Source organism: Actinomycetota bacterium (assembly GCA_035697485.1).
Lineage (GTDB): Bacteria > Actinomycetota > UBA4738 > UBA4738 > HRBIN12 > JAOUEA01.
In genome coordinates this window covers 73,814-96,943 of record DASSCU010000033.1, presented here as the reverse complement: position 1 = coordinate 96,943, position 23,130 = coordinate 73,814, and the positions used below count along the sequence as shown (strand labels likewise).

Annotated in this window: 23 protein-coding genes; 14 read left to right on the top strand and 9 right to left on the bottom strand. The window is 71.0% G+C overall.

All coding sequences use genetic code 11. The annotated features are described in order from the left end of the window. Positions 1–12: 12 nt before the first annotated feature. From VFI59_10180 to VFI59_10170, 3 genes are read left to right on the top strand one after another with little or no spacing between them, the layout of a single operon-like run. Positions 13–888 (top strand): PfkB family carbohydrate kinase, encoded by an 876-nt coding sequence (locus VFI59_10180; protein ID HET6714064.1) that lies wholly within the window; start codon positions 13–15, stop codon positions 886–888. After that, positions 881–1,789, top strand: coding sequence for a pseudouridine-5'-phosphate glycosidase (locus tag VFI59_10175; GenBank protein ID HET6714063.1), 909 nt, complete (start codon positions 881–883; stop codon positions 1,787–1,789). Before VFI59_10180 ends, VFI59_10175 begins: the two co-directional genes overlap by 8 nt. Further along, entirely contained in the window at positions 1,786–2,400 is a 615-nt protein-coding gene (locus VFI59_10170; protein HET6714062.1) for a hypothetical protein, read from the top strand. Before VFI59_10175 ends, VFI59_10170 begins: the two co-directional genes overlap by 4 nt. Here the strand turns inward: VFI59_10170 and VFI59_10165 are convergent. From VFI59_10165 to rocD, 6 genes are all read right to left on the bottom strand, one after another. Next, positions 2,393–3,442: a glycosyltransferase family 2 protein gene (locus VFI59_10165; GenBank protein HET6714061.1), complete on the bottom strand. Its 1,050-nt coding sequence runs from the start codon at positions 3,440–3,442 to the stop codon at positions 2,393–2,395. The two genes, VFI59_10170 and VFI59_10165, sit on opposite strands and share 8 nt — an antisense overlap. Positions 3,443–3,445: 3 nt before the next feature. After that, entirely contained in the window at positions 3,446–4,648 is a 1,203-nt protein-coding gene (locus VFI59_10160) for an NAD-dependent epimerase/dehydratase family protein (GenBank protein ID HET6714060.1), read from the bottom strand. Between the two features lie 137 nt (positions 4,649–4,785). Beyond that, positions 4,786–6,039, bottom strand: coding sequence for a cysteine desulfurase-like protein (locus tag VFI59_10155; protein HET6714059.1), 1,254 nt, complete (start codon positions 6,037–6,039; stop codon positions 4,786–4,788). A 104-nt stretch (positions 6,040–6,143) separates the two neighbouring features. Beyond that, positions 6,144–7,010, bottom strand: a complete 867-nt coding sequence (locus tag VFI59_10150; protein HET6714058.1) for a hypothetical protein — start codon at positions 7,008–7,010, stop codon at positions 6,144–6,146. An 81-nt stretch (positions 7,011–7,091) separates the two neighbouring features. Next, positions 7,092–7,610 (bottom strand): DUF402 domain-containing protein, encoded by a 519-nt coding sequence (locus tag VFI59_10145; protein HET6714057.1) that lies wholly within the window; start codon positions 7,608–7,610, stop codon positions 7,092–7,094. Positions 7,611–7,714: 104 nt separating this feature from the next. After that, positions 7,715–8,932, bottom strand: coding sequence for an ornithine--oxo-acid transaminase (rocD, locus tag VFI59_10140; protein HET6714056.1), 1,218 nt, complete (start codon positions 8,930–8,932; stop codon positions 7,715–7,717). 134 nt (positions 8,933–9,066) lie between these two features. Here rocD and VFI59_10135 point away from each other — a divergent pair, with 134 nt between their 5' ends. The 6 genes from VFI59_10135 to VFI59_10110 all read left to right on the top strand — a co-directional run bounded on the left by VFI59_10135 (position 9,067) and on the right by VFI59_10110 (position 15,770). Next, positions 9,067–9,345 (top strand): DUF6504 family protein, encoded by a 279-nt coding sequence (locus VFI59_10135; GenBank protein ID HET6714055.1) that lies wholly within the window; start codon positions 9,067–9,069, stop codon positions 9,343–9,345. A 9-nt stretch (positions 9,346–9,354) separates the two neighbouring features. Beyond that, positions 9,355–10,035, top strand: coding sequence for an MBL fold metallo-hydrolase (locus VFI59_10130; protein ID HET6714054.1), 681 nt, complete (start codon positions 9,355–9,357; stop codon positions 10,033–10,035). Positions 10,036–10,131: 96 nt separating this feature from the next. Further along, positions 10,132–13,413: a DNA polymerase III subunit alpha gene (locus VFI59_10125; protein ID HET6714053.1), complete on the top strand. Its 3,282-nt coding sequence runs from the start codon at positions 10,132–10,134 to the stop codon at positions 13,411–13,413. 7 nt (positions 13,414–13,420) lie between these two features. Then, a complete protein-coding gene (gene dinB, locus VFI59_10120) occupies positions 13,421–14,632 on the top strand; it encodes a DNA polymerase IV (GenBank protein HET6714052.1) in 1,212 nt (403 codons plus the stop codon). A 100-nt stretch (positions 14,633–14,732) separates the two neighbouring features. After that, positions 14,733–15,101 carry a DUF3040 domain-containing protein gene (locus VFI59_10115; GenBank protein HET6714051.1) on the top strand — a complete coding sequence of 123 codons (369 nt, stop codon included), beginning with the start codon at positions 14,733–14,735 and terminating at the stop codon, positions 15,099–15,101. A 183-nt stretch (positions 15,102–15,284) separates the two neighbouring features. Further along, a complete protein-coding gene (locus tag VFI59_10110) occupies positions 15,285–15,770 on the top strand; it encodes a MerR family transcriptional regulator (GenBank protein HET6714050.1) in 486 nt (161 codons plus the stop codon). A 15-nt stretch (positions 15,771–15,785) separates the two neighbouring features. Here VFI59_10110 and VFI59_10105 read toward each other — a convergent pair whose 3' ends face one another. Genes VFI59_10105 through VFI59_10095 form a run of 3 tightly spaced genes read right to left on the bottom strand, consistent with a single transcriptional unit; the run spans position 15,786 to position 20,181 of the window. Further along, positions 15,786–18,074, bottom strand: coding sequence for a transglutaminase domain-containing protein (locus VFI59_10105; GenBank protein HET6714049.1), 2,289 nt, complete (start codon positions 18,072–18,074; stop codon positions 15,786–15,788). Further along, the gene (locus VFI59_10100; GenBank protein HET6714048.1) at positions 18,032–19,261 is read right to left on the bottom strand and encodes a DUF58 domain-containing protein; all 1,230 of its coding nucleotides are present in this window, start codon (positions 19,259–19,261) and stop codon (positions 18,032–18,034) included. The genes VFI59_10105 and VFI59_10100 overlap by 43 nt, the downstream gene beginning before the upstream one ends. After that, positions 19,261–20,181: an AAA family ATPase gene (locus VFI59_10095; protein HET6714047.1), complete on the bottom strand. Its 921-nt coding sequence runs from the start codon at positions 20,179–20,181 to the stop codon at positions 19,261–19,263. Before VFI59_10095 ends, VFI59_10100 begins: the two co-directional genes overlap by 1 nt. Before the next feature lie 387 nt (positions 20,182–20,568). On the opposite strand from VFI59_10095, the gene VFI59_10090 reads away from it, so the two are divergent. The 5 genes from VFI59_10090 (at position 20,569) to VFI59_10070 (ending at position 23,116) form a co-directional block, all read left to right on the top strand. Next, the gene (locus VFI59_10090) at positions 20,569–21,051 is read left to right on the top strand and encodes an HNH endonuclease (GenBank protein HET6714046.1); all 483 of its coding nucleotides are present in this window, start codon (positions 20,569–20,571) and stop codon (positions 21,049–21,051) included. A 153-nt stretch (positions 21,052–21,204) separates the two neighbouring features. Next, a complete protein-coding gene (gene mraZ, locus VFI59_10085; protein HET6714045.1) occupies positions 21,205–21,624 on the top strand; it encodes a division/cell wall cluster transcriptional repressor MraZ in 420 nt (139 codons plus the stop codon). A 7-nt stretch (positions 21,625–21,631) separates the two neighbouring features. Next, positions 21,632–21,778 carry a hypothetical protein gene (locus VFI59_10080; protein ID HET6714044.1) on the top strand — a complete coding sequence of 49 codons (147 nt, stop codon included), beginning with the start codon at positions 21,632–21,634 and terminating at the stop codon, positions 21,776–21,778. A gap of 1 nt (position 21,779) precedes the next feature. Beyond that, positions 21,780–22,679: a 16S rRNA (cytosine(1402)-N(4))-methyltransferase RsmH gene (gene rsmH, locus VFI59_10075; protein HET6714043.1), complete on the top strand. Its 900-nt coding sequence runs from the start codon at positions 21,780–21,782 to the stop codon at positions 22,677–22,679. After that, on the top strand, positions 22,676–23,116 hold the full coding sequence (locus tag VFI59_10070) for a hypothetical protein (protein HET6714042.1): 441 nt from the start codon (positions 22,676–22,678) through the stop codon (positions 23,114–23,116). The genes rsmH and VFI59_10070 overlap by 4 nt, the downstream gene beginning before the upstream one ends. Positions 23,117–23,130: the final 14 nt, after the last annotated feature.

The window sequence follows — 23,130 nt, the reverse complement described above, 5'->3', positions numbered from 1 at the left end:
AGGGTGTGCGCCGTGGACCTGGTGTGCGTCGGCGACGTGATGCTCGACATCCGGGTCGACGCGGAGGCGTTGAAGCGCGGCGGCGACGTACACGGCCGCGTGCTCCTGCAGCCGGGGGGCACCTCGGCCAACGCGGCGGTCTGGGGGGCGTGGGCGGGCGCGACGACGCAGGTGCTGGGTCGCGTGGGCGACGACCTGCCGGGAAGGACCGTGCGCGGGGCGCTCGTCGAAGGAGGGGTCGACGCAGCGCTCACGGTCGACGCGCGCACGCCGACGGGCACGATGCTCGTCGTCCACGAGCCGGGGGAACGGTCCATGGTCGCGGACCGAGGCGCGAACGCCCGGCTCGCGCCCGAGGACCTCCCCCCAGCGATCGAGGCCGGCGCCGTGCTGGTCTCGGGCTACCTCCTGCTGCAGGAGGCCGGCCACGATGCGGCCGTCGAGGCCCTGACCAGGGCACGGGCCGACCTGATCGCGGTGGAGACCGCGTCGTGGCCACTCCTCGAAGCCTTCGGGGCCGATCGCTTCTTCGGGGAGACCTCGGTGGCCGACGCGGTACTCGCGAACGAGCGAGAAGTCGAGGTGCTCACGGGCCGTGGCGGCGCCGGCGCCGCGGCGGCGCTCGGCGAACGCTACCGGCTCGCGGCGGTGAAGATGGATCGCCGGGGGGCCGTCCTCTGCGCCGACGGACGCGTGCTCGTCGCTCCCGCCGAAGTGATCGACGAGATCGACCCCACGGGAGCGGGTGATGCTTTCGACGGGGTGCTGCTCGCGATGCTCGTGCGAGGTGCCGCACCCGAGGACGCACTCGCCCGCGCCTGCCACGCCGGCGCCCTCGTCGCGGCGAGCGAGCAAGCGTGGCCCCAACCGGGGGCTCCCCGTGACTGATCGCTTCGAGGTGGCCGACGAGGTCCGCGACGCGCTGACCCGGGGGGTCGGCGTCGTCGCGCTCGAGACCAGCGTGATCGGTCAGGGCCTTCCCGCCCCGCGCAACGACGAGTGCGTGCGGCGCATGAGCGCCGCGATCCGAGCCGCGGGCAGCGTGCCCGCCTGGATCGGCGTCGTCGACGGGTGCCTGATCGTCGGCCTTTCACCCGACGAACTCGCCCGCTTCTACGAGTCGGGAGCCGCCACCAAGGTGGCGCGGCGCGACCTTCCGGCCGCCGTGGCGACTGGGGCGCTCGGGGCGACGACGGTGAGCGCCACGATCTGGGCGGGGGCGAAGGCGGGCGTGGCCCTCGGCGCGACCGGAGGCATCGGTGGCGTGCATCCGGGCAAGTCGCCCGACGTCAGTGCCGATCTGCTCGAGCTCGCGCGCACGCCGGGGATGCTCGTCTGCTCCGGGCCGAAGTCCATCATCGACCCGGTCGCCACGGCCGAGAAGCTCGAAGAGCTCGGCGTGTCGATCGTGGGGTACGGGGTGGATCGGCTGCCGCACTTCCTGGCGAGGGAGGCGCCGGTCGACCTCGAGCACCGCGTCGACGCCCCCGGCGAGGCCGCCGCCGTGCTCGGCGCCTCGCTCGCCCTGGACACCGCCTCCACCGTGCTGGTGTGCAACCCGGTGCCGTCCTGGGTCGCGATGGACGCCCAGGACGTGGCACGAGCGGCCGCGGAGGCCGAGCGCCTCGCCGACGAGCAGGCGGCGTTCGGGAAGGCGCGCACACCGTTCCAGCTCTCGACGTTGGCCGAGCTCACCGGCGGGCGGAGCCTCGAGGCGAACCTCGCGCTGCTCGAAGACAACGCGCGCGTGGCGGCGGAGATCGCGGTCGCGCACGCCGCTCGCTCGTGAGCGACCGTCCAGAACCGAATCGCGTCGCGCTGTGGGCCGGCGCGGCGGGGCCCGTCGGCTTCCTGATCATGGCGTTCGTGCTCGCCGGCACGCGCCAGGCTGTGATCGAGGACGGCGGGTGGCTGAGCTGGCCGAGCAGCTTGGCGCTCGGTGGTCTCGCCGGCGTTCCGATGATCGCGGCGTTCCTGTGGCTCGGCGGGTGCTACGCGGTGTTCGCGCTCGGCGGCCTGCGTCCGGCCGCCGTCTCGACGGTCGCGGTCACGGGGTACCTGATCACCGCAGGCGGCGACGCGCTCCTCGCGTTCCCCACCGACGCGCCAGGGACACCGACGTCCTGGCACGGGATGCTGCACCTGACCGGCATCGTCGTCGCGACCGTCGGCACGCTCATCGCGGCCTCCGGCCTGCTTCGTGCCACGCGGGGGCGCCGAACATGGCGTCCGCTCCGCCCGGCGGTCGCCGTGCTCGCCGGGGCGACCCTCGTCGGTGTCGCCGGCGGGTTCGACGAGGGGTGGGCCAAGGTCGTCTACGTCGTCGGCATCACGCTCCCCGCCGCGGTGGTGCCGTGGTGCCTCGCGCGGGACCGGCTCGCGGGGGCCGGGCTCACCTGAGCCAGGTCTTGCCGATCGCCTTCGAGAAGTGCCAGGCGTACCGCATGCTCTTCGGCTTCTTCGACTCGCCGCCGCGTCGTGTGAGGAACGTGACCGGTACCTCCACGATGCGGGCACGTTGCCGCAGGGCCTCGATCGTGATCTCCGAGCTCCAGAACTGATCCTGCACGAGGATCAGCTTGCGCAGGGTCTCGGCGCGCGTCGCGCGGTACCCGCTCGAGATGTCGGTGATCCGTTGACCGGTGAGGATCGTCACGAGCCAGGAGAAGAAGTGCACGCCCGCGTGGCGGATCAGGGGCCCTCGTTCGAAGTCGCCCAGCATGCGGGACCCGTTCACGTGGTCGGCGCGGTCCTCGACGATCGGAGCGATCAACGCGGGGATCTCCTCGGGCAGGTGCTGCCCGTCGGCGTCGAGCGAGACGACGATGTCGGCGCCGAGCCGCAGCGCGATCTCGTAACCGACGCGCAGCGCCATCCCGCCTCCGCGCCGGATCGGCAAGGTCGCCGCGAAGGCCCCGGCCACCCGGGCGGCGTCGGCGGTGCCGTCTTCGGAGTGGTCGTCGATCACGATCGGCACCACGTGGTAGCCCGCGACCTCTTTCGGCATCGCGTCGATCACCACGCCGACGTTCTCGGCCTCGTTGAACGCCGGGGAGATCGTGACGACCTTGGGCCCCGACGGCACGCGACGCTCGGCTTCGTCCCAGTCGAACCGCTCGACGGTGAGCGACTCCACGAGCTGTCGGATCGCGCGCTCGCTGCGGTCGGAGTGACCTTGCAGGCGGAACAGCAGCAGGAAGAGCACGACCACCGCGCCGAGCAGCAGCGCCACGAGCCTCCGGTTGTTGCCCGCTTGGAAGTTGAGGGTGTCGAAGACGGGGTCGAACAGGTTCGGGAAGGCCGCCAGCACGATCACGGCGGTCGAGGCGATGAACGCCGTGAACAGGCTGAGCCGGCTGATGTTCCGTCGCTGATATGAGCGCAGCGCCGCCAGGAAGAACGCGGCCGCGGCCACGCCGGCGAGCAGCCGCAGGGCCCACATGGGCTACGAGGCGGTGGTGTCGGCCGGCGCCGCGGGCTCGGCCTCGATGGGTCCGGCAGCCCATCGGTCGCGGGGCATGATGTGGTCGACGATCACGCGTCCGCGATGGCGCTCGACCTCGGCGAAGACCGACTCGATCAGCGTCTCCGAGAGCAGGTGCGGCTTCAGGCCGAGGTCGAGCAGCTTGGTGTGGGTGGGGTTGTAGTAGTGCTCCTCGAGCTCGAACCTCGGGTTGTCGATCGACTCGACCGCGACGTCGATGCCGATCTCGGCCCCGGCTTTCTGCACGAGCTGGGCGAGCTCGAGGATCGAGAACGACTCGGTGAACTGGTTGAACACGCGCATCTCGCCACGCTCAGCGGGGTGCTCGACGGCGAGTTCGATGCACTGCAGCGTGTCGACGATGTTCAGGTAGCCGCGCGTCTGGCCGCCTTTGCCGTAGACGGTGAGCGGGTGGCCGATCACCGCCTGCAGGCAGAAACGGTTCAGGGCGGTGCCGAAGACGTCGTCGTAGTCGAACCGGGTCAGCAGCCGGTCGTCCAAGCGCGTCTCGTCGGTGTGGATGCCGTAGACGACCCCTTGGTTCAGGTCGGTGGCCCGAAGGCCCCACACCCGGCACGCGAAGTGGATGTTGTGCGAGTCGTGGACCTTCGACAGGTGATACATCGAGCCGGGCACCTTCGGGAACGGCAGGTAGTCCTCGCGGCCGTTGTGACGGATCTCGATGAAGCCTTCCTCGATGTCGATGTTCGGCGTGCCGTACTCGCCCATCGTGCCGAGCTTCACGAGGTGGGCGTCCGGCGTGAGGTCGCGCATCGCGTAGATCACGTTCAGCGTGTTGACGACGTTGTTGGTCTGCGTGAACACCGCGTGCTCACGGTCCTTCATCGAGTACGGGGCACTCGGCATCTCGCCGTAGTGCACGACCGCCTCGGGCCGGAAGTCGCGGAACAACCCCTCGGTCACGTCCCACTCGGTGAGGTCGCCCTCGGTATGGCCGATCTCGTTGCCGGTGACGTCGTTCCACGCGGCCACGCGCTCGGGCAGACCTGCGGCGATCGGCGTGAGGGACTCTGACCCCGCCTCTTGATGCGCGGTGCGCCGCAGGTAGTTGTCGACCAGGTGCACCTCGTGGCCGCGGTTCGAGAACCGCATCGCGGTCGGCCACCCCAGGTAACCGTCACCGCCCAGGATCAGGATGCGCATGTCGTTCCTTTCGAAGGGGGATCGCGCCGGAAGTCGCCCGATCGTACCAACCCGGCACCCCCGAGCCGATACGTGCCGACGACCCCGACGCATGATCGTCGCAGGTCAGCCCCGGCGTCGGCCTCCTCGGGCGTCGCTCAGGCGAGCTCGGCGAGCGCCTCGAGCACGCGATCGATCTCGTCGGCCGAGTGGTAGTGGCAGAAGCCGATGCGCACCGCCCCACCGGTGTCGAGCAGGCCCAACCGGTCGTAGAGCTCGATCGCGTAGTAGTGCCCGTCCCACGCGTAGATGCCGCGCTCGGCGAGGGCTTTCGCCGTCTTCCGTGGGTGCCGGTCGCCGACGCGGACGGCAAACGTGGGCGTACGCTCGTCGAGCCGCTCCACCTCGCGGACACCGAACAGACGCACCCCGTCGATCGCGGCGATGCCGTCCAGGAACCGTCGCGCGAGCACGCGCTCGTGCGCCCCGATCGCGTCGAACGCCGCGACCACAGCGGCGCGTCGGGACCCGTCGCCGGGGCGGCCGTACGTGGCGCCGATGCCGGCCACGTACTCGACCGTGGCGACGAACCCGGCCATGGCCTCGTGGTTCTGGGTGCCGGTCTCCCATCGCTCGGGCGATGCGTAGTGCTCGGCCGGACGCACGCGGTAGGGGTCCCAGCCGTCGAGCACGGCAGGCGTGGCCGCAACCATGCCCATGTGCGGGCCGAAGACCTTGTAGGGCGAGACGGTGAGGATGTCGGCCCCGAGAGCGGCGAGGTCGATCGAGCGGTGCTGCGCCAGGTGCACGCCGTCGACGGCGACGAGCGCACCGGCGGCCTTGGCGCGGGTCACGAGATCGACCGCTGGGGTGACGGTGCCGACCGCGTTCGACGCGAGCGTGAACGCCACGAGCCGGGGCGCCCGCTCCAGCGCCTCGTCGAACGCGCCGAGGTCGAGGGTGGCATCGTCGGGCCGGACGTCGACCCATCGCACGGTCGCACCGGCGTCACGAGCTGCCAGCACCCACGGGCGCACGTTCGCGTCGTGGTCGAGCCGGGTGACGACGACCTCGTCGCCGGGTCCGATCGTGCGGGCGAACGACCGCGACAGGTGGAACAGCAAAGACGTCGAGTTGGCGCCGAACACGACTTGGCGAGGCTCGGCGCCGACGAGATCGGCGCCGGCGCGTCTCGCGGCGGCCACGGCCTCCTCGAGCTCCTCGCTCGCCGCGAACACCCCGTCCATGTTCGAGATGCCGCCCCGGTAGTGGCGGTCGACGGCCTCGATCACGCTGTCGGGCACCTGGGATCCGCCGGGCGCGTCGGCGAAGACGACGACGCGTCCGTCGTGGGTCCGCGCGAGCGCGGGGAAGCGTGATCGGAGCGCGGAGAGGTCGGGCGGGGCCGTCATGGCGATACCTTCGCCGGTGGGGGCGCGGCCGACAACCGAGTGGCCCCGAACGCGCCGAGGGCGCCCACAAGGGGCGCCCTCGAGACGGACCGGTCGGGACGATCTCAGACGGAGCGGTTCAGCTCGACACGCAGCCCGTCGGCGCTGAGCGATTCGGTCCTGGCCCGCAGGTCGAGGTAGAGCAACACGCTGATCAGCGCCGAGAAGGGCGCCACGATGATCTGCGCCAGGGAGCTGAAGATCCACGACACGAACCAGTTGTCGCTGATCGCGGTTCCGATCGCGCCGATGATGCCCGCAACGACGGCGGTGATGATGAAGGTCAGCACGATCAGCCCGAACGCATGCCAGAAGTGACCCTTGACCAGGTTCCAGGAACGGCCCATGGCCTCGGTGCCGCGCCGGTTCTCCACGACGAGCGCCGGGATCGCGACGGCGAACATCACCGCGAGGAAGATCCCCGGGATCACGAACAGCAGCAGGCCGCCGAGCACGGCCAGGCCGACGAGGATCGAGATGAGCAGCACGCTGCCGAACCGAGCGAAGCCCCACTTGTACGACGCGTCGATGTCGACGGGGTCGCCGATGCTTCCCTGTGCCGCACCTCGCATGATCGCCGCCTGCAGCACCGCGGAGATGATCACGCCGATCACGGCGGCGATCGCCCCGACGAGCAGGGCGGCACCCGCCGACTGGCTGGTCACCTCGATCTCCTGACCGAAGACCACCTCGGTGGTGGTCTCAGGGGCGAAGACGACCCCCCCGAGGAAGGCACTGATGAACGTGAGCGGGACCACGACGATCGCGACGATCATCAACAGGCTCGAAGCGTTCGCCTTGTAGATCTCGAACGCCGTGCTCAGGATCTCCCCGATCCCGCGCGGCGGGAGGCCGGGCCCTCCTGCGCCTCCCTCGCCACTGGGCGGTGGCGGAGGCGGGGGCGGGGTGGTGAAGCCACCCGAGTTGTCCATGATGGATCCCCCTTCTCGACTGAACGGACGGCGGCATCCTACGCCCGCCCCTCCCGAGGGTGTGGGATGCGGTCGAACGCGTCAGGTGGCGTCGTCGGGCAGATCCAGGGGCCCCCAGGAAGGGTCGGGGCGCCATGTCGCCCAGTCGAGGTCGAACGGAGGTTCGTGGAGCAGGACGTGTTCGACCGCGCGTTCCCCGGCCCAGCGCACACCGTGGGCGTCGGCGTCGGTGATGAGGCCCCGCTCGACCGCCTCGGCGAGCTCGTGCTCGTCCTTCCAGCCGTAGGTGTCGCGGCTCGGCGGGATCCGCACGTCGAGGAACCAGTCCGTGTACTCGAGTGCCCCGTCATGGTCGCGAAGCGGCGACTGGATGTTCACGTAGTACCCCTCGAACACCCAGTCGGTGCTCCAGGACAGCAGCACGGCGTAGGCCGTCTCGGGGAACGCGAACGACAAGACCGGACGGTCGCGCTGCCTCGCCTCGAGACGCCAGTCGTCATCGAGGAAGCGCACCTCGCCCGGATCGCGGGGATCGCGCAGGAAGCGGGAGCCCGGCGCCAGGTAGAATGCGCGATGGCGAAGCGGGGCGTCCTCGACCACGCGCACCGCCCGTACGGAGGTGGGCCGCCCCTGCCAGGTCTCGCGGAGCGTGACGACCGTGCCGGGCGCGAGGGGTTCCGCTGCCGGGCCGGGACCGTCGCCGATCAGTCGAGCCGCTCGGCCAGGGCCGTAAGGATCCGCTCCGCCGCCCAGTCCAGGTCCTCCTCGGTCACGCAGAGCGGGGGAGCGAGCCGCACGGTGGTCTCGTGGGTGTCCTTGGCCAACACGCCCATGTCGAGCAGCCGCTCACACATCTCGCGGGCGGGCGATCCGTCGGGGATCAGCTCGATGCCGACCCAGAGCCCCTTGCCCCGCACCTCCGCGACGACGCCGGGCGGCGATCCCTCCCGGAGGCGCTCGATCAGCCGGGCGCCCAACACGGCCGCGCGCTGCTGGTACTCGCCGGTGCTCAGCAGGCGCAGCACCTCGAGGCCGATCGCGCAGGCGAGCGGGTTTCCCCCGAACGTCGAGCCGTGCTCGCCGGGGCGGAAGACGCCGAGCACGTCGCGGTCCGACACGACCGCCGAGATCGGCACGATGCCGCCGCCGAGCGCCTTGCCCAGCACGTAGACGTCGGGCCGCACGTCCTCGTGCTCGCACGCGAACGTGCGGCCGGTGCGACCGAGGCCGGACTGCACCTCGTCGGCGATCAGCAGCACCCGATGCTCGTCGCAGAGCTCGCGGGCGCGCCGCAGGTACCCCTCGGGAGGCACGATCACCCCCGCCTCGCCCTGGATCGGCTCGACGAGGAAGGCGACGACCTCGGGGTCGGCGAGCGCGGTCTCGAGCGCCGCGGCGTCGCCGTAGGCAACGGTCTCGAACCCGGGGGTGAACGGCCCGAATCCACCCTTCGCGCTGGGGTCGGTCGAGAAGCTCACGATCGTGATCGTGCGGCCATGGAAGTTGCCGGAGCAGGTGACGACCTTGGCGCGGTCCTCCGGCACGCCCTTCACGTCGTAGCCCCACCGGCGGGCGGTCTTCACCGCGGTCTCGACGGCCTCCGCGCCGGAGTTCATCGGCAGGACCATCTCCATGCCGCAGAGCTCGGCCAGGCCCTGACAGAAGGGCCCCATCTTGTCGTTGTAGAACGCTCGGCTGGTCAGGGTCAGCTGGTCGAGCTGGGAGTGCGCGGCGGCGATCAGCGCGGGGTGGCGATGGCCGAAGTTGAGGGCGGAGTACGCCGCCAGCATGTCGAGGTAACGCTTGCCCTCGACGTCGGTGACCCACGCGCCCTCGGCCTCCGCGACGACGATCGGCAGGGGGTGGTAGTTGTGGGCCGAGTAGTGCTCGACGAGCTCGATGTGCTCCTCGGTCGGCGTCATCGGAGCGACGGGGCCGAGCTGCTCGTTCGGATCCGCCACGGTGGCCATGGCCAGCATGATACGGGCCGTCGCCGTCCGAACTGCGTCTTGACGATGTCGGAGACCGGGCGTACATTCATCCTCCGCTCGAACGTATGTTCGATTCAGAGTCTGTGAGGCCCGTCACGGTGACGAAGCGATTCGACGAGGAGATCAGGGTCGAGCGTGACACCGGCATGCCGAGCGCGTTCGAGTGGCGGGGCCGGCGCTACGAGGTCGCCGACGTGATCGGGCGATGGAAGATCGAGGGCCGGTGGTGGTCCGACGGCCGCGATCGCGAGTACTGGCGGGTCGAGGCGCGCGGCGGCGCTGTCTGGGATCTCTACTTCGACCGAGCCAAGGACCGCTGGCACATGGAGCGCTTGTGGGACTAGTTTGGAGCCGTGCGCGTCATCCCTTTCCTGGTCTCCGAACTGCGGCTTCTCGAGGAGGAACAGGCGACCCTCGGGGTCGAGTGGTGGCCGTCGTACGGGCACGCGGTCGAGCATCCCGACGGGATCTTCTTGTTCGACAACGGGGCCGGCTTCGGCAACGCCGAGGTCGACGCGACGTTCTCACCGCGCGTCCGTCCGGTCGAGGATGTCCTCGAGCAGGTCGGCATCTCGCTCGGCGACGTGACCGGCGCGGCCAACTGTCATCTGCACTTCGATCACTGCGGACAGAACGCCCGGCTGCACGGTGTACCGATCTTCGTGCAACGCTCCGAGTGGGCGATGGTCCACGAGCCCGACTACACGGTTCCCGAGTGGGTCGACGTGCCGGGGCTCGCCTACGAGCTGCTCGACGGCGAGACCGAGGTCGCCCCCGGTCTACGACTGGTCCCGACGCCGGGGCATACAGCGGGGCACCAGTCGCTGATCGTCGACGGGCCCGACGGCGCCATCGTCCTCGCCGGTCAGGCTGTGCAGTCACGCGACGAGTGGCAGGGAGCCGAAGGTCCCGAGGCGTCGGGCCGATCGGGGTCGCCGGATCCCGACGCGTATGCGAGCTCGGTCGACCGCTTGCGGCTGCTCGACCCCGTGCGTGTGCATTTCGCCCACGACCCGTCGGTCTGGCAGCGCTGAACAGTAGCGCGCGACCCGCAGCCGGTGACCGTCCCCGGCTGAGGAACGGTCTCGAGGACTTCCCGGCGGAAGTCGGGATCGAACGCGAGTGACGACATGACGGCTCCCTTCGTCCACCTCGACGTACGGTCGTGCTTCTCCCTGAAGGAAGGCGCGTTCACGCCGGAACAGCAGGTGCGGGCCGCCGCGGCGCTCGGGATGACGGCGATCGCGATGACCGACCGCGACGGGCTCTACGGCGCCGCGCGGTTCGTGCGGGCGTGTGAGACCGAGGGAGTGCGGCCGATCATCGGAGCGTCGATCACCGTGCGCGCGAGCGCGCCTCCACCGGGTGACGCGCACGTGGTGCTGCTCGCGACCGACGACACCGGCTACGCGAACCTGTGCAGGCTGATCACCGACGCCCACATGCTCGGCGAGCGCGGCGACCCGTGGGTCGATCCGGTGCAGATCTGCGCGCACGCCGGTGGGCTCATCGCGATCGTGGGGCCCCGGTCGCACCCGGGGCGGGCGGCCGCTCTGGGCCGCGTCGACCTCGGTGCTCGGCTGCTCGACCCGTTCCGGGAGGCGTTCGGACGCGAGCGGCTGTTCGTCGGCGTCGAGCACCGGCTCGAGCGTGGCTCGAGCGACGAGATCCGGGCGATGCTGCGCCTCGCCGAGCGGGCGGGCGTCGGCGTCGTCGCGACGAACCCGGTGCGTTACCTCGAGCCCGGCGATGCGTTCGTGGCCGACGTACTCGAGTGCATGCGGCGGCTCGTGCCGCTCGCCGAGACGAACGTGACCCGGCGCAACGCCGAGGGCTGGCTGAAGCCCGCCGCCGAGATGCGCGCTCTCTTCACCGAGCGGCCCGACCTGTGCGACGCGACGCTCGAGGTCGCCGACATGTGCCGGTTCGACCTGGGGCTCGGACGCATCCACTTCCCCGACTTCCCGACTCCGCAGGGTCGCAGCGCCGACGCCGTGCTCGCCGAGCGGTGCTGGCGCGGGGTGCACGAGCGTGCGATGCGTGAGGACGAGCGCTTGCGCGACCGGCTGCATCACGAGCTCTCGATGATCCGGCGCATGGGGTTCGCGGCATACTTCCTCACCGTGGCCGACATCGTCGGCGACGTGAAGGCGATGGGCATCATGGCTGCCTGCCGGGGGTCGGCCGCCGGATCGCTGGTGTGCTACCTGACCGGCATCTCCGACGTCGACGCGCTCCGTCACGACCTCTCGTTCGAGCGGTTCATGAACCCGATGCGCAAGGACCTGCCCGACATCGACGTCGACGTGGAATCCGCCAGGCGCGAGGACGTCTACGACATGATCCTCAGCCGCCACGGGGAAGAGCGTGCCGGCTGCGTCGCGATGGTCGACACCTACCGCGCGCGATCGGCGATCCGGGAGGTGGGCAAGGCGCTCGGCCTGCCCGACGTCGAGGTCGGCGTCGTCGCGAAGTCGTTCCCGCACATCTCGGCGCGACACCTGCGCGAGGCGATCGACCGCCTGCCGGAGCTGGCGAGCATCAACCTCCGCTTCGAGCAGATGGAACGTCTGATCGGCGTCGCCGAGAGGATCGGAGGGTTCCCGCGGCACATCGCGCTGCACCCGTGCGGCATCGTGCTCGCGTCGCACGACCTCGTGGAACGCGTGCCGCTCGAGCGCAGCGCGAACGGCCACCGCATGATCCAAGCCGACAAGGACGACGTCGAGCTGCTCGGCTACCTGAAGCTCGACATCCTCGGCGTACGGATGCTGAGCTCGATGCGCCACGCGCTCGACGAGATCGCGCGCACGACCGGGGAGAAGGTCGACCTCGACCGCATCGCGCTCGACGATCCGGCCACGTTCGAGCTCGTCCGCGCCTCCGACACGCTCGGGTGCTTCCAGATCGAGTCGCCCGGCCAGCGCGAGCTGCTGCAGAAGCTCCAGCCCGACCGCTGGGAGGACCTGATCGTCGACATCTCGCTGTTCCGGCCCGGGCCGGTGAAGTCCGACATGATCACGCCCTACCTGCGACGGCGCTCGGCGTTCGAGCGTCCGACGTACATCCATCCCGGGCTGCGCGGACCGCTGCAGGAGACCTACGGGGTGATCGTCTTCCACGAGCAGGTGATCCGTGCGCTCGCGGCGCTCGCCGGTTACACCGAGACCTACGCCGACCACATCCGACGACACCTCGACCGCGACGACATGCTGCCGGGCTTCGAGGTCGACTTCATCGAGCGCGCGGTCGCCCGTGGCGTCGACCGCGACGCGGCCGCCGAGGTCTGGCGCGCGGTGACGCAGTTCGCGAGCTTCGGCTTCTGCAAGGCCCACGCGGCCGCGTTCGCGGTGCCGACCTATCAGAGCGCCTGGCTGAAGGCGCATCACCCGGCGCACATGTACGCGGGCCTGTTGACCCACGACCCCGGTATGTACCCGCGCCGAACGATCCTCGATGACGCCCGTCGCCACGACATCCCGATCCTGGCGCTCGACGTGAACCGCAGCGAGCCCGAGTACGTGGTGGAGGAGGTCGCCGTCGGGGGATCTGGTGGGCTCATGGAGGGATCATCGGCGGCCGTCGCACCACAACGGTGGGGCATCAGGCTCGGGTTCCAGGACGTGCACGGCATCAGTGACGCCGAGATCCGCTCGATCCTGATGGCACGCGCCGACCGGGCGTTCCGCGACGTGGGCGACTTCATGCGGCGCACCACCGTGAGTCGTCCGGTGACCGAGGCGCTCGCGCACGCCGGTGCGTTCGACGCGCTCGCACCGGCTCGCCGTCGCCACCTCTACGTGGCGATGACTGCCGAGACCGAGCGCGAGGGCGATCAGCTCACGCTCACGATTGGCGCGGACCCGGCCGAGGGGCACCGGTTCAAGGACTACTCCGACGCCGAGGTGGTGCGGGCCGAGCTCGAGGTGCTCGGGCTCGACGCCACCCGGCACATCGTGAGCTTCTACGGACCACTGCTCGCCGACCTCGGGGTCACTCGCTCGAAGGACCTGCGTGCCATGCGCGGCGGCTCGAAGGTGATCGTCGCCGGCGTGAAGGTCGCCTCGCAGACCCCGGCGATCCGCAGCGGCCAGCGCATCATCTTCCTCACGCTCGACGACGCCACGGGGCCGGTGGAGGTGACGGTGTTCGAATCGGTGCAGCCGAAGGTCGCGTCGACCGTCTTCCACGGGTACGCGCTCGCGGTCGCGGGTGAGCTCCGCCGCACCGGGGTCGGCGGCGTGAGCGTGGTCGCCGAGGAGGTCTGGGACCTGTCGGCGTTGCACCGCGCGCGCGCAGAGGGGCGCCTGCGCGAGGCCGTGCGCGGCGAGGTGCGTGGTCCGGCGAGCGCGACCCCCGCCGGCGGCGGGCCGCGCGCGCTCTGGCACGCGAGCCCCGGCTCCGCGGGATGATGCTCACATGACCGGCAGACCACGGGGCCACGCCCTGCCCGGGGAGCGCCCGCCCGAACCGATCCTGCACGTCGACCTCGACGCGTTCTACGCCTCGGTCGAGGTGCTGAAGGATCCGTCGCTCGCGGGCAAGCCGGTGGTCGTCGGCGGGGTCGGCGGCCGCGGCGTCGTGAGCTCGGCATCGTACGAGGCCCGGGAGTACGGCGTGCGATCGGCGATGCCCACGGTGCGGGCCCGCCGGCTCTGCCCCGACGGCGTGTTCCTGCCGCCCGACTTCCCGGCCTACCAGACGCACTCGAACCGGTTCCGCGAGGTGCTGCTCGCCCACACGCCGTACGTCGAGCCGATCTCCCTCGACGAGGCGTTCCTCGACGTCGGCGGGGCCACGATGCTGTTCGGCGAGCCGGGGGCGATCGCCGCGCGCATCCGGGCCGAGGTCGAGCGCGAGGTCGGGGTCACGTGCTCGGTCGGGGTCGCGCCGACGAAGTTCGTCGCCAAGCTCGCCTCCGACCACTGCAAGCCCAACGGCATCCTCGTGGTGCCGGCGGACGGCGTGCTCGCGTTCCTCGAACCGCTCCCGGTCGGCCGGCTGTGGGGCGTAGGGGAGAAGACCGGCGAGGTGCTCTCGCGTCTGGCCGTGCGCACGATCGGCGACCTCGCCGCGACCCCCGAGCCGATCCTCTCGCGTCTGCTCGGGGAGCAGCACGCTCGGCATCTGTCGCAGCTCTCCCACGGCGTCGACGACCGTCACGTGGTGCCCTACGAGGCGCCGAAGTCGGTCGGCCACGAGGAGACGTTCGAGCACGACCTCGACGACGACGAGACCCTCCTGCGCGAGCTCCTGGCCCTCTCGGGCAAGGTGGCGTCGCGGCTGCGGGCCGACGGGTACCGGGCCCGAACCGTGACGATGAAGGTGCGGCTGGCGACCTTCACCACCCTCACGCGGTCGAAGACGTTGGCTGATCCCACCGACGTGGGCGCCGACCTCTACCACACCGTCACCGAGCTCTACCGCGCCCTGCCGGGCGAACGCCGGCGTGTGCGCCTGCTGGGGGTGCAGGCGAGCGGACTCGTGCCCGCGGGCGCCGAGCAGCTCGCCCTGCTCCGCGGGGAGCGGTGGGGCGACGTGGAGCGGGCCGTGGACCGCATCGAGGATCGGTTCGGACGCGGCGCGGCGATGCCCGCCGCCTTGTTGGATCGTTCGCGTCGCGCCCCCTGATCCGAACGCGTGGGTTCCAAGGTCGGGAAGGCTCCTTATAATCGAGGGGTCCGGAGGGCTACCCCCAACGTCCGCCGAGCGAGATCGCCGGAGGAACCGCATGCCCCTGAGCGAACACGAGCAACGCATCCTCGACGAGATCGAGCGACGGCTGGCCGAGGACGACCCGAAGCTGGTCGAGCAGGTCGGGCGCACCGATCTGTACACGCATCTCGCCCGCCGCATCCGGCTCGCTGCCGTCGCGTTCGTGATCGGCTGCGTGTTGCTGCTCCTGTTCGTCGTGAGCCCGTGGATCGCTGCGGTCGGGTTCGTCACGATGATCGGGTCCGCGCTGTTGATCTACCGATACCTCGGGCAGTTGGGACGCGACCAGATCCGCGCGATGCAGTCCGACGGCGGGTCCTTCACGGGCATCATCGGCCGGCTCGCGGCCCGGTTCCGTCCGCCTGCGCCGACAGACGACGTGTAGCTCCTCGTCGGAGCGGCGTGTCCACGACCGTCGTGACCTCGCGGCTTGCCGCCCTTCCGCGCACTGTTGTACAACGGGGTCCCTTCCCCCGGGTGCGAGTCGTCGGTCGGTCCGCCAACCGTGTTCGGCGATCCGTGCTGAAGGTGGACGACGGAGCTCGAGACCGAGGGGGCGCGCAACCGGATGGAGGGATTCACCACCCACCAGGCCTGCAAGTTCACCGGCTGCACGCCCCGCCAGCTCAGGTACTGGGATCAGATCGGGTTGGTGCAACCATCCGTCCAAGGCACCGGCGGCCGGCCGGGGGTGCCGCGCCTCTACGCCTTCCGAGACCTCGTCGCGCTCCGGGTCGTGAAGTCGCTCCTCGACGGCGGCATGTCGCTCCAGCGCGTGCGGCGCTCCTGGGAGTTCCTCAACCGGAAGGCCGGCATGGACAAGCACCTGTCCGAGGTGAAGCTCGTCACCGACGGCCAGAGCATCTTCAAGATCTGTCGCCGTGACGGCGAGGTGATGGACGCGCTCCGCGACGGCCAGATGGCGTTCTTCGTGGCGATCGACGACATCGCGAGCGGGGTCGAGACCGACGTCCGACAGTTCCGCGAGGATCGCGAGAGGTTCGTGCGGGCGCTACGAGAGGCTGCGGCGCAGACCGTCACGGGCACCTCCTAGGCGCGCGCTCAGCCCTCACCGGCGCCGGTACGGGCCCACCAGCCGCTGCGCCCAGCCGGCATCGCGCCGCAGCGCCCGCACGACCGATTCGGAGGCGAGCCGCACGGTCTCCGCGTCGTCGCGGTCGAACTCGTCGCCCGCGTACGCCGCGCGCGTCGCGAGGTCCGTCAGCCGGTCGAGATCGTCGCCGCCCAGCCGGCCTGCGCCCGCGACGGCCCGCCGGTACTCCTCGATCGTCTGCCCGGGCGCCCTCGCGTACCCGAGTTCGGCGGCCCGCTCGGTGAACACGTCGTAGGTCGCGAGGATCAGGCCGCGCGGCCCCGGCCCTGCGCGCCGTAGCCGCCGACGACGACGCCACGCTCGCACCGGGGGGACGAGCGCCATCGCCACAGCGGCGGCGACGAATCCGGCGAGGACGGCGTTCCGGGCGGTGAAGGGACCCGGATCGGGGGCGACGTTCGCGGCGCCGAATGGGGTCGTCGGACCACCTCGGGGGGAACCACGAGTGTCGAGCAGGCCAGGCGGCACGCCCTCCCGCACGTTCGTCGAGGTCGCAGCGCTCTCCGACCCTCCCCCTACGCCGCCACCCCCCGGGCCGTCGGGCTCACAGGGCGATCCTTCGGGGCACGAGGACGCGGTCTCGGGGTCGAGGTAAGGATAGGCCTCCACGTTCTGACGGTCGGGAGTCGGTTCGAACGGCACCCACCCGAACGACGGGAAGAGCACCTCGACCCACACGTGCGCGTTCTCGGTGGTCACCGAGAACCTGCCCGAGGATCCCTTGGCTTCTCCCGGCGTGAAGCCCATGGCGAGCCGGGTCGGGATTCCCAGCGTGCGGAGCATCGCCCCCATCGTGGTCGCGAACTGCTGGCAGAAGCCCACCCGGTCCTCCAGGAGGAAGTCCACCATCGCCCGGTCGCTCGTGGAGCCGGGCACGGTGTCGTCGTATTCGAAGTCTCCTCCGGTGAAGCGATCCTGGATCGCGATGATCTGGTCGTACGGGGATGAGGCGCCTCGGGTCCACGCGACGGCCGTCTCGGCGATCTCGGGCGGCAGGTCCTCCGGCCGCAGGGTGTACCGGATCGTCTCGCCGGTCGGCAGGAAGGGGTCCTCACGCAGCTCCTCAGGCGTGGGCTGCACCACGTCGGCGACCGCCGCGTACGTCGTGCCCGCGCCGACATCACCCTCGATCAGGACCGAGCCGCCCACGGGGTCCCATCGCATGCCGTCGAGCTGCGCGTCGGTCGAGCGGGGGGGATAGGGGAGCGGCAGCCACGGCAGGGTGAGCTCGCCGGTCGTCGTGAACGTGACCTCGGTCGTCTCGCCCGGCGCCGCGACCGGAGTGCTCGTGGCGAGCGTCGCCCCGGGCCTGATCTCGAGGGTGGCGGGGGCAGGATCGGGGCTCCAGGCGTGGCCATCGAAGTTCGGCAGGGCGACCATCCGCCAGTACCGCCCGACGTCGGCCTCGACGTCGAACACGGAGAGGATCTCGTCGCGCTGCAGGCTCTCCTGCACCGACACCAGCGGGTCGATGCGCACACGGTCGTCGTCGGTGGCGGAGAGGTCGATCACGCCTCGAGAGCCGAAGCCCGGGAGCACGACGGGGACGATCGCGGCGACCATCACCGCGGCGGCCGCGACGCGTCTCGCCCCGCGCCCGGCCGCGACGTCGAGCCTCGAGACCCGGCCGGGGCTCGTCCACACCGGACCCCACCCCTGCACCCGGCGGAGACCGTCAGCGAACAACAGCGCGGTGGCCGCGACGAGGAAGAGCAGGCCGAAGATCGGGCGGACCACGTCCTCCAGCACCGAGTCGGCGAAGCCAACGAGCGCGATCGGCGGGAGCAGGGCGAGCAACGGGCTGCCGGCACGGAACGCGAGCGAGTGTGCGGCGAAGACCGCGGCCCAGACACCGGCGATGCCGGCGAGCATGAGCGGCGCGAGCGGCGGTGCGGGGGCCACCTGTACCCGTGCTTGCTCACCCACCCGGGCCGCAGCGTCGAGCGACGCCCTGAGGGTCTCGAGCGTCGGGAGCCCGAACCAGGTGGTCTCGGGGAACACCAGCAGCCCGATCGTGACGGCGAGCCCCGCGGCGCTCGCGATCGTCGCGAGCACCAGGCTCCGGCGCTCGAGCGCCGCCGCGATCAGGGCCGAAGCCACCCCGGCGGCCAACAGCCGAAGCGTCGGACCGTTGGCCTGGAAGACGCGGCCCAGCGCGATCGCCGACGCGGCCGCGACGAGCACGGTCGCGACGCCGGCGATCAGACGCTGCGTGCGAGCGGACGTTCCCTGGGTGCGTGCCATCGTTCCTTCAACGGGGTCGAGGGAGTCAACACGATGCAGTCCCAGCCGGCCCGGGCGAACGCCAAGTTGGCCTGGGTCGCCCTCCCTTCCAGCTGGGCGGCTCGTCCGGGGGGCAGGGTCTGTGGATCCACGGGATGCACGAGCACGACGAGCTTCGGACCGTAGCCCGCGCCGGCTCGGATCAGCGACGACAGCTCGCCGGGCGCCGGCGGTGCTGCCACATAGACGAGCGAGGTGTCGGCCGACGCTCCCGTGCGCAGGTGCGCGAGTGACGGGCCGACCGAGCGGGCCGAGGCGTGGCTGATGCTCGAGAGCGCGTCGAGGAATCGCTCCTCGCTCACGGTGGCCGGCTGCGCCTCGGTAGTGCCGAGGCGCAGCGCGAAGCCTCGCTGCGCCAACAGGACGCCGAGCGTGGCGGCGACCGAGACGGCGCGCTCGAACGCGGGGGAATGGGACTGCCCGAGCGCGTGCCCCCGGTTGTCCAGGAACACCAGCCCGCTCGCGCGCCTGGACGACTCGTCCTGGCGGATCATGAGGTCGCCGGTGCGGGCGACCGACGGCCAGTGGATGCGCCTCAGATCGTCACCGAGCTGGTACTGGCGCATCGTGTAGTACTCCTCGCCGGTCCGGAAGAGCTGCCGGGCCCTCGTGGCTCCCCAGTTCGGCCCGAGCCCCGAGTCGGGGGCGGCGAACAGGTCCTCGATCTCCGGCGTGACGAGGAGCTCGTCGAGCTCGTCGAACTCCAGGTGCTGGCGCGTCAGGGCGAACGGGTCGGACACGTCGACCGTGAGTGGTCCCAGCCGGTATCGCCCTCGGGTCTGCGGCAGCACCGTGTAGGCCACGCCCTGCGATCCCTTCCCCGGCAGGCCCGACACCACGAGACGCGAAGGACGCCCGAGCGCGGCCGGCAGGCGGTCCTCGACCAAGAGCACCGGCGAGGGCGCCGGCGATCCGTTCTCGACGTCGAGCCGCACGGTGATGCGCGTGCCCGGCGGCACGCGAACGTCGGACAACCGACGGCGGATGCGCAGCTTCGTGCGACCCCACCGCACGAACGCCCCAGCCAGGAACGGCAGGGCGATGAGGCCGATCGCGACGACCTCCATCCCTGCCGATCCCACGAGACGGGCCGCGACCCACATCGCGAGGCCGACGCCGAAGACGACGAGTCCCCGGCCCGATGGCATCAGGGGTTCTCCGCGACCGGTACCGGCACCTCGTCGAGGATCTCCTGCAGGACGACCTCGGTCGAGCGCCCGGTCATGACGGCGTCGGCCGTGACGATGATGCGGTGTCCGAGCGCCGGCAGGGTCAGCGCCTTCACGTCGTCGGGGATCACGAAGTCGCGCTCATCGGCAGCCGCGTACGCGCGGGCCGCACGCAGGATCATGAGGGACGCGCGCGGGCTCGCGCCCAGATAGACGTCGCCGTGGCGCCGGGTCGCCTCGACGAGGTCGACGATGTAGCGACGCAAGGCCGGCGCGACGTGCACCAGGCGTGCCTGCTCGATCATCTCCGCGACCCCCGGGGCGTCGCTCACCGGCCCGATCTCCTCGAGCGGCTGCGCGCCGGCCGTATGGCTGCCGAGGATCTCGGTCTCGATCTCGCTGCTCGGGTACCCGATCGACAGGCGGAGCATGAAGCGGTCGAGCTGCGCCTCGGGGAGCGGGTAGGTGCCTTCGTGCTCGATCGGGTTCTGCGTCGCGATCACCATGAACGGCGTTCCCAGCGGGTGGGTCTCGGTGTCGACCGTGACCTGGCGCTCCTCCATGCACTCCAGCAGTGCCGACTGGGTCTTCGGCGAGGCCCGGTTGATCTCGTCGCCCAGCACGATGTTGGCGAAGATCGCGCCCGGCTTGAACTCGAAGTCGCGCTGTTCCTGGTTGAAGACGTTCACGCCGGTCACGTCGGTGGGCAGCAGGTCGGGGGTGAACTGGATGCGGCGGAACGAGCAGTCGATCGATCGAGCGATCGACTTCGCAAGCATCGTCTTGCCGACACCTGGGACGTCCTCGATCAGCAGGTGCCCCTCTGCGATCAGCGCGACGAGAGCGAGCCGGATCTCGGGGTGCTTGCCGCGCACCACCCGTTCGACGTTCGACTCGATCTCGTGGAACCGGGCCGCGAACCGCGTCCAGTCCTGGGAACGCTCCTCGACCTCCACCCGCACCTCCGACCGGCTCGCTGTACCCCGAGGCAACCCGGTCATCGTACGCCACATGGAGCAGAAGGCCGATCCGTGAAGGCCCGCCGCCATGGGTGCCCGGGGGGGATGCGGGCAGATTCCCGCAACACGCACCCGCGGGGGCGGCCCGCGATCGGGGCCAGCGAGGTGTGCGACGACCGGGCCGATGCTCGCGGACGCCCCGCGCGGCCCCTATTCGCAACTCCAGGCATCGCGCTCGACCCGGCCGTCGCAGGGGTACAGATTACACAGATGTGATTCGTCGCGTCGAGCCCCCGAGTCCGCCGAGGCCACCGTAGACTGCCCTGCATGGGACGTGCGCTCGTCCTCAATGCGACCGACCTGCCGCTGGCGGTGGTGCCAGCGCGTCGTGCCGTGGTGCTCGTCCTGAAGGAGAAGGCTGAGGTCGTGCTCTCCAACGGCATGATCTTCCACTCCGAGCGCCTGGTGATCGAGGCCCCCTCGGTCGTGCGCCTGCGTCGTTACGTTCGCGTGCCCTACCGCCCGCATGCGCCCCTCACGCGTCGTGCGGTGTTCGCGCGCGACGAGTGGAAGTGCCAGTACTGCGGCGGGTCGGCCGAGAACCTCGACCACGTGCTGCCGCGCTCGCGGGGCGGGATGCACGTGTGGGAGAACGTGGTCGCGGCCTGCCGCAGGTGCAACGCGAAGAAGGAAGACCGCACGCCCGCCGAGGCCGGCTTTCACCTCGCCCGCCAGCCGTTCGCGCCGCGGGACGGGTTCCACCTCACGCTCGGCCATCTCGAGCCTGGCTGGGAAGACTTCCTGATCTAGCCCCGGCCGCACGCCGAGCGCGCCGCACCCCGATCCACCCGCGACCTGCCGTCGCATGCCTTCCACCCGAACACATGTTCACGTTGACGAGGTGGAGTGATAGTGGCATAAACGTGGGGCTCAGTGGAGGAAAGGGGAGGAGGCGTGGCCGAACTGCTCGGCACGCACAGCTACCAGCTCGACCCGAAGGGCAGGGTCTCGCTCCCGGCGAAGTTCCGGGCCGCGTTCGTCGACGGCTGCTGGATCACCGTGGGGCAGGATCGGTGCCTCTACGTCTTCCCCAGGGCCGAGTGGCAGCGGCGCTCCGACGAGGTCGCGTCCTCTCCTCTTTCCGACACCGACGGCCGCGCGTACTCACGCATGTTCTTCGGCTCCTCCGAAGAGGCGAAGCTCGACGGGCAGGGGCGGGTCACGATCCCGCAACGCCTGCGGGAGGCCGTCGGCATCGACAAGGACGTCGTTGTGCTCGGCGTGCGGGACCGGATGGAGGTCTGGGATCGCGAGACGTACGAGAGCTACACCGCAGGATTCGCCGACGCGTACCAGACCGGTGCGCTCGATCCCAGGAGGTAGGGCGCACATGGCAACGATGGCCCCCGGTCCACGGCGTACGGAGCCGACCAAGCTCGGCGCGGAGGTACGACAGAGCTTGTCCCTGATCGGCATGACGGCGCTCACGCTCATCGCGTCGATCGGTATCGGCATCCTCGCCGGGCAACTGGGTTGACGTGGGGGAGCGGGGTGCGACGGGAGCGAGCGGGCCGCACGAGCCGGTCATGGTCACAGAGGTGGTCCGCTTCCTCGTCGACGAGTCACCCCGAGCCGGGACGGTCGTGGACATGACGCTCGGAGCGGGAGGACACACCGAGGCGCTGCTCCGGGCCGGCGCCGAGCGGGTGATCGGGATCGATCGCGACGCGCGCGCGCTGGCCCTCGCCGACGAGCGGCTCGCCGTCTTCGGCGATCGCTTCCGATCGGTCAGAACGACCTTCGACGAGGTGGACGACGAGCTCACCGGGGGGCCGGTCGACGGCGTGCTCTACGACCTCGGCGTCTCGTCGATGCAGCTCGACCGGGCGGATCGCGGTTTCAGCTATCGCGACGACGGCCCGCTCGACATGCGCATGGCGGGTGCCGACGACGACGAGCCCACGGCCGCCGATCTCGTGAACTCGTTGCCGGAACGCGAGCTCGCCGACCTGATCTACGAACTCGGCGGCGAACGACGTTCGCGCCGCATCGCGCGGGCGATCGTCCGGCGCCGACCGATCACCTCCACCGATCAGCTCGCCGGCGTCATCGTGGGCGCTGTGGGACGACGACCGGGGGGCCCCCACCCCGCGCGTCGCACGTTCCAGGCGCTCCGCATCGCGGTCAACCGGGAGATCGAGGGGCTCGCCGCCTCCCTGCCTCAGGCGGTCGGGCTCCTCGCTCCCGGGGGCCGCGTGGTCGTGATCGCGTACCACTCGCTGGAGGACCGCGTCGTCAAGACGACGTTCCGCGACGACGAACGCCTCACGCTGCTGACGAAGAAGCCGCTGCGCCCATCCGAGGACGAGGTCGCTCGGAACCCGCGCGCGCGCAGCGCGATCCTCCGCGCCGCCGAGCGAGCCGAGGTGGCCGCGTGAGCGTTCCCGCACGGAACCTCCCCGCTCCCCGGCCGCCCGCTCGCGGGGCGCGTCCCGTGCCGCGACCCGCGGCGCGCTCGACACCCTCCACCCCTCCCCAGCGTCGAGCGCGCCGCGGGTCCACCCCCGCCTTCTGGTTCCTCGCGGCGATCGTCGTCTCGGCGCTCGTCTTCCTCGTCGTCGGGCTGAACGCGATGGTCGTGAACACGACCTACCGCACCCAGGCGATCGAGCAGCGGGTGCGAGCCCTCGAGGAACGGCACGAGGATCTCGACGTCGAGGTGGCTCGCCTCTCGTCGCCGTCGCGCATCGCGGAATGGGCCGACGTCGTGGGCATGGTCGTGCCGGGCCCCGGGGAGTCGGTGATCCTCCGGGTGCCGGGGGAGCCGCGGCGAACGGAAGCCTCGAACGGTGATCGTTCGGGGACCGGCGCATGACGCGACCCCCGGTG

What these genes read in the sequence shown, in the direction of transcription:
- VFI59_10100 (HET6714048.1), bottom strand. Translation starts at nt 19,261, where the DNA reads ATGCCATCGGGCCGGGGACTCGTCGTCTTCGGCGTCGGCCTCGCGATG.
- VFI59_10150 (HET6714058.1), bottom strand. Translation starts at nt 7,010, where the DNA reads ATGGACAACTCGGGTGGCTTCACCACCCCGCCCCCGCCTCCGCCACCG.
- VFI59_10110 (HET6714050.1), top strand. Translation starts at nt 15,285, where the DNA reads ATGGAGGGATTCACCACCCACCAGGCCTGCAAGTTCACCGGCTGCACG.
- VFI59_10160 (HET6714060.1), bottom strand. Translation starts at nt 4,648, where the DNA reads ATGCGCATCCTGATCCTGGGCGGTGACGGTTACCTGGGGTGGCCGACC.
- rocD (HET6714056.1), bottom strand. Translation starts at nt 8,932, where the DNA reads ATGACGCCGACCGAGGAGCACATCGAGCTCGTCGAGCACTACTCGGCC.
- VFI59_10125 (HET6714053.1), top strand. Translation starts at nt 10,132, where the DNA reads ATGACGGCTCCCTTCGTCCACCTCGACGTACGGTCGTGCTTCTCCCTG.
- dinB (HET6714052.1), top strand. Translation starts at nt 13,421, where the DNA reads ATGACCGGCAGACCACGGGGCCACGCCCTGCCCGGGGAGCGCCCGCCC.
- VFI59_10155 (HET6714059.1), bottom strand. Translation starts at nt 6,039, where the DNA reads ATGACGGCCCCGCCCGACCTCTCCGCGCTCCGATCACGCTTCCCCGCG.
- VFI59_10105 (HET6714049.1), bottom strand. Translation starts at nt 18,074, where the DNA reads ATGGCACGCACCCAGGGAACGTCCGCTCGCACGCAGCGTCTGATCGCC.
- VFI59_10080 (HET6714044.1), top strand. Translation starts at nt 21,632, where the DNA reads ATGGCAACGATGGCCCCCGGTCCACGGCGTACGGAGCCGACCAAGCTC.
- VFI59_10165 (HET6714061.1), bottom strand. Translation starts at nt 3,442, where the DNA reads ATGTGGGCCCTGCGGCTGCTCGCCGGCGTGGCCGCGGCCGCGTTCTTC.
- VFI59_10135 (HET6714055.1), top strand. Translation starts at nt 9,067, where the DNA reads ATGTTCGATTCAGAGTCTGTGAGGCCCGTCACGGTGACGAAGCGATTC.
- VFI59_10115 (HET6714051.1), top strand. Translation starts at nt 14,733, where the DNA reads ATGCCCCTGAGCGAACACGAGCAACGCATCCTCGACGAGATCGAGCGA.
- VFI59_10090 (HET6714046.1), top strand. Translation starts at nt 20,569, where the DNA reads ATGGGACGTGCGCTCGTCCTCAATGCGACCGACCTGCCGCTGGCGGTG.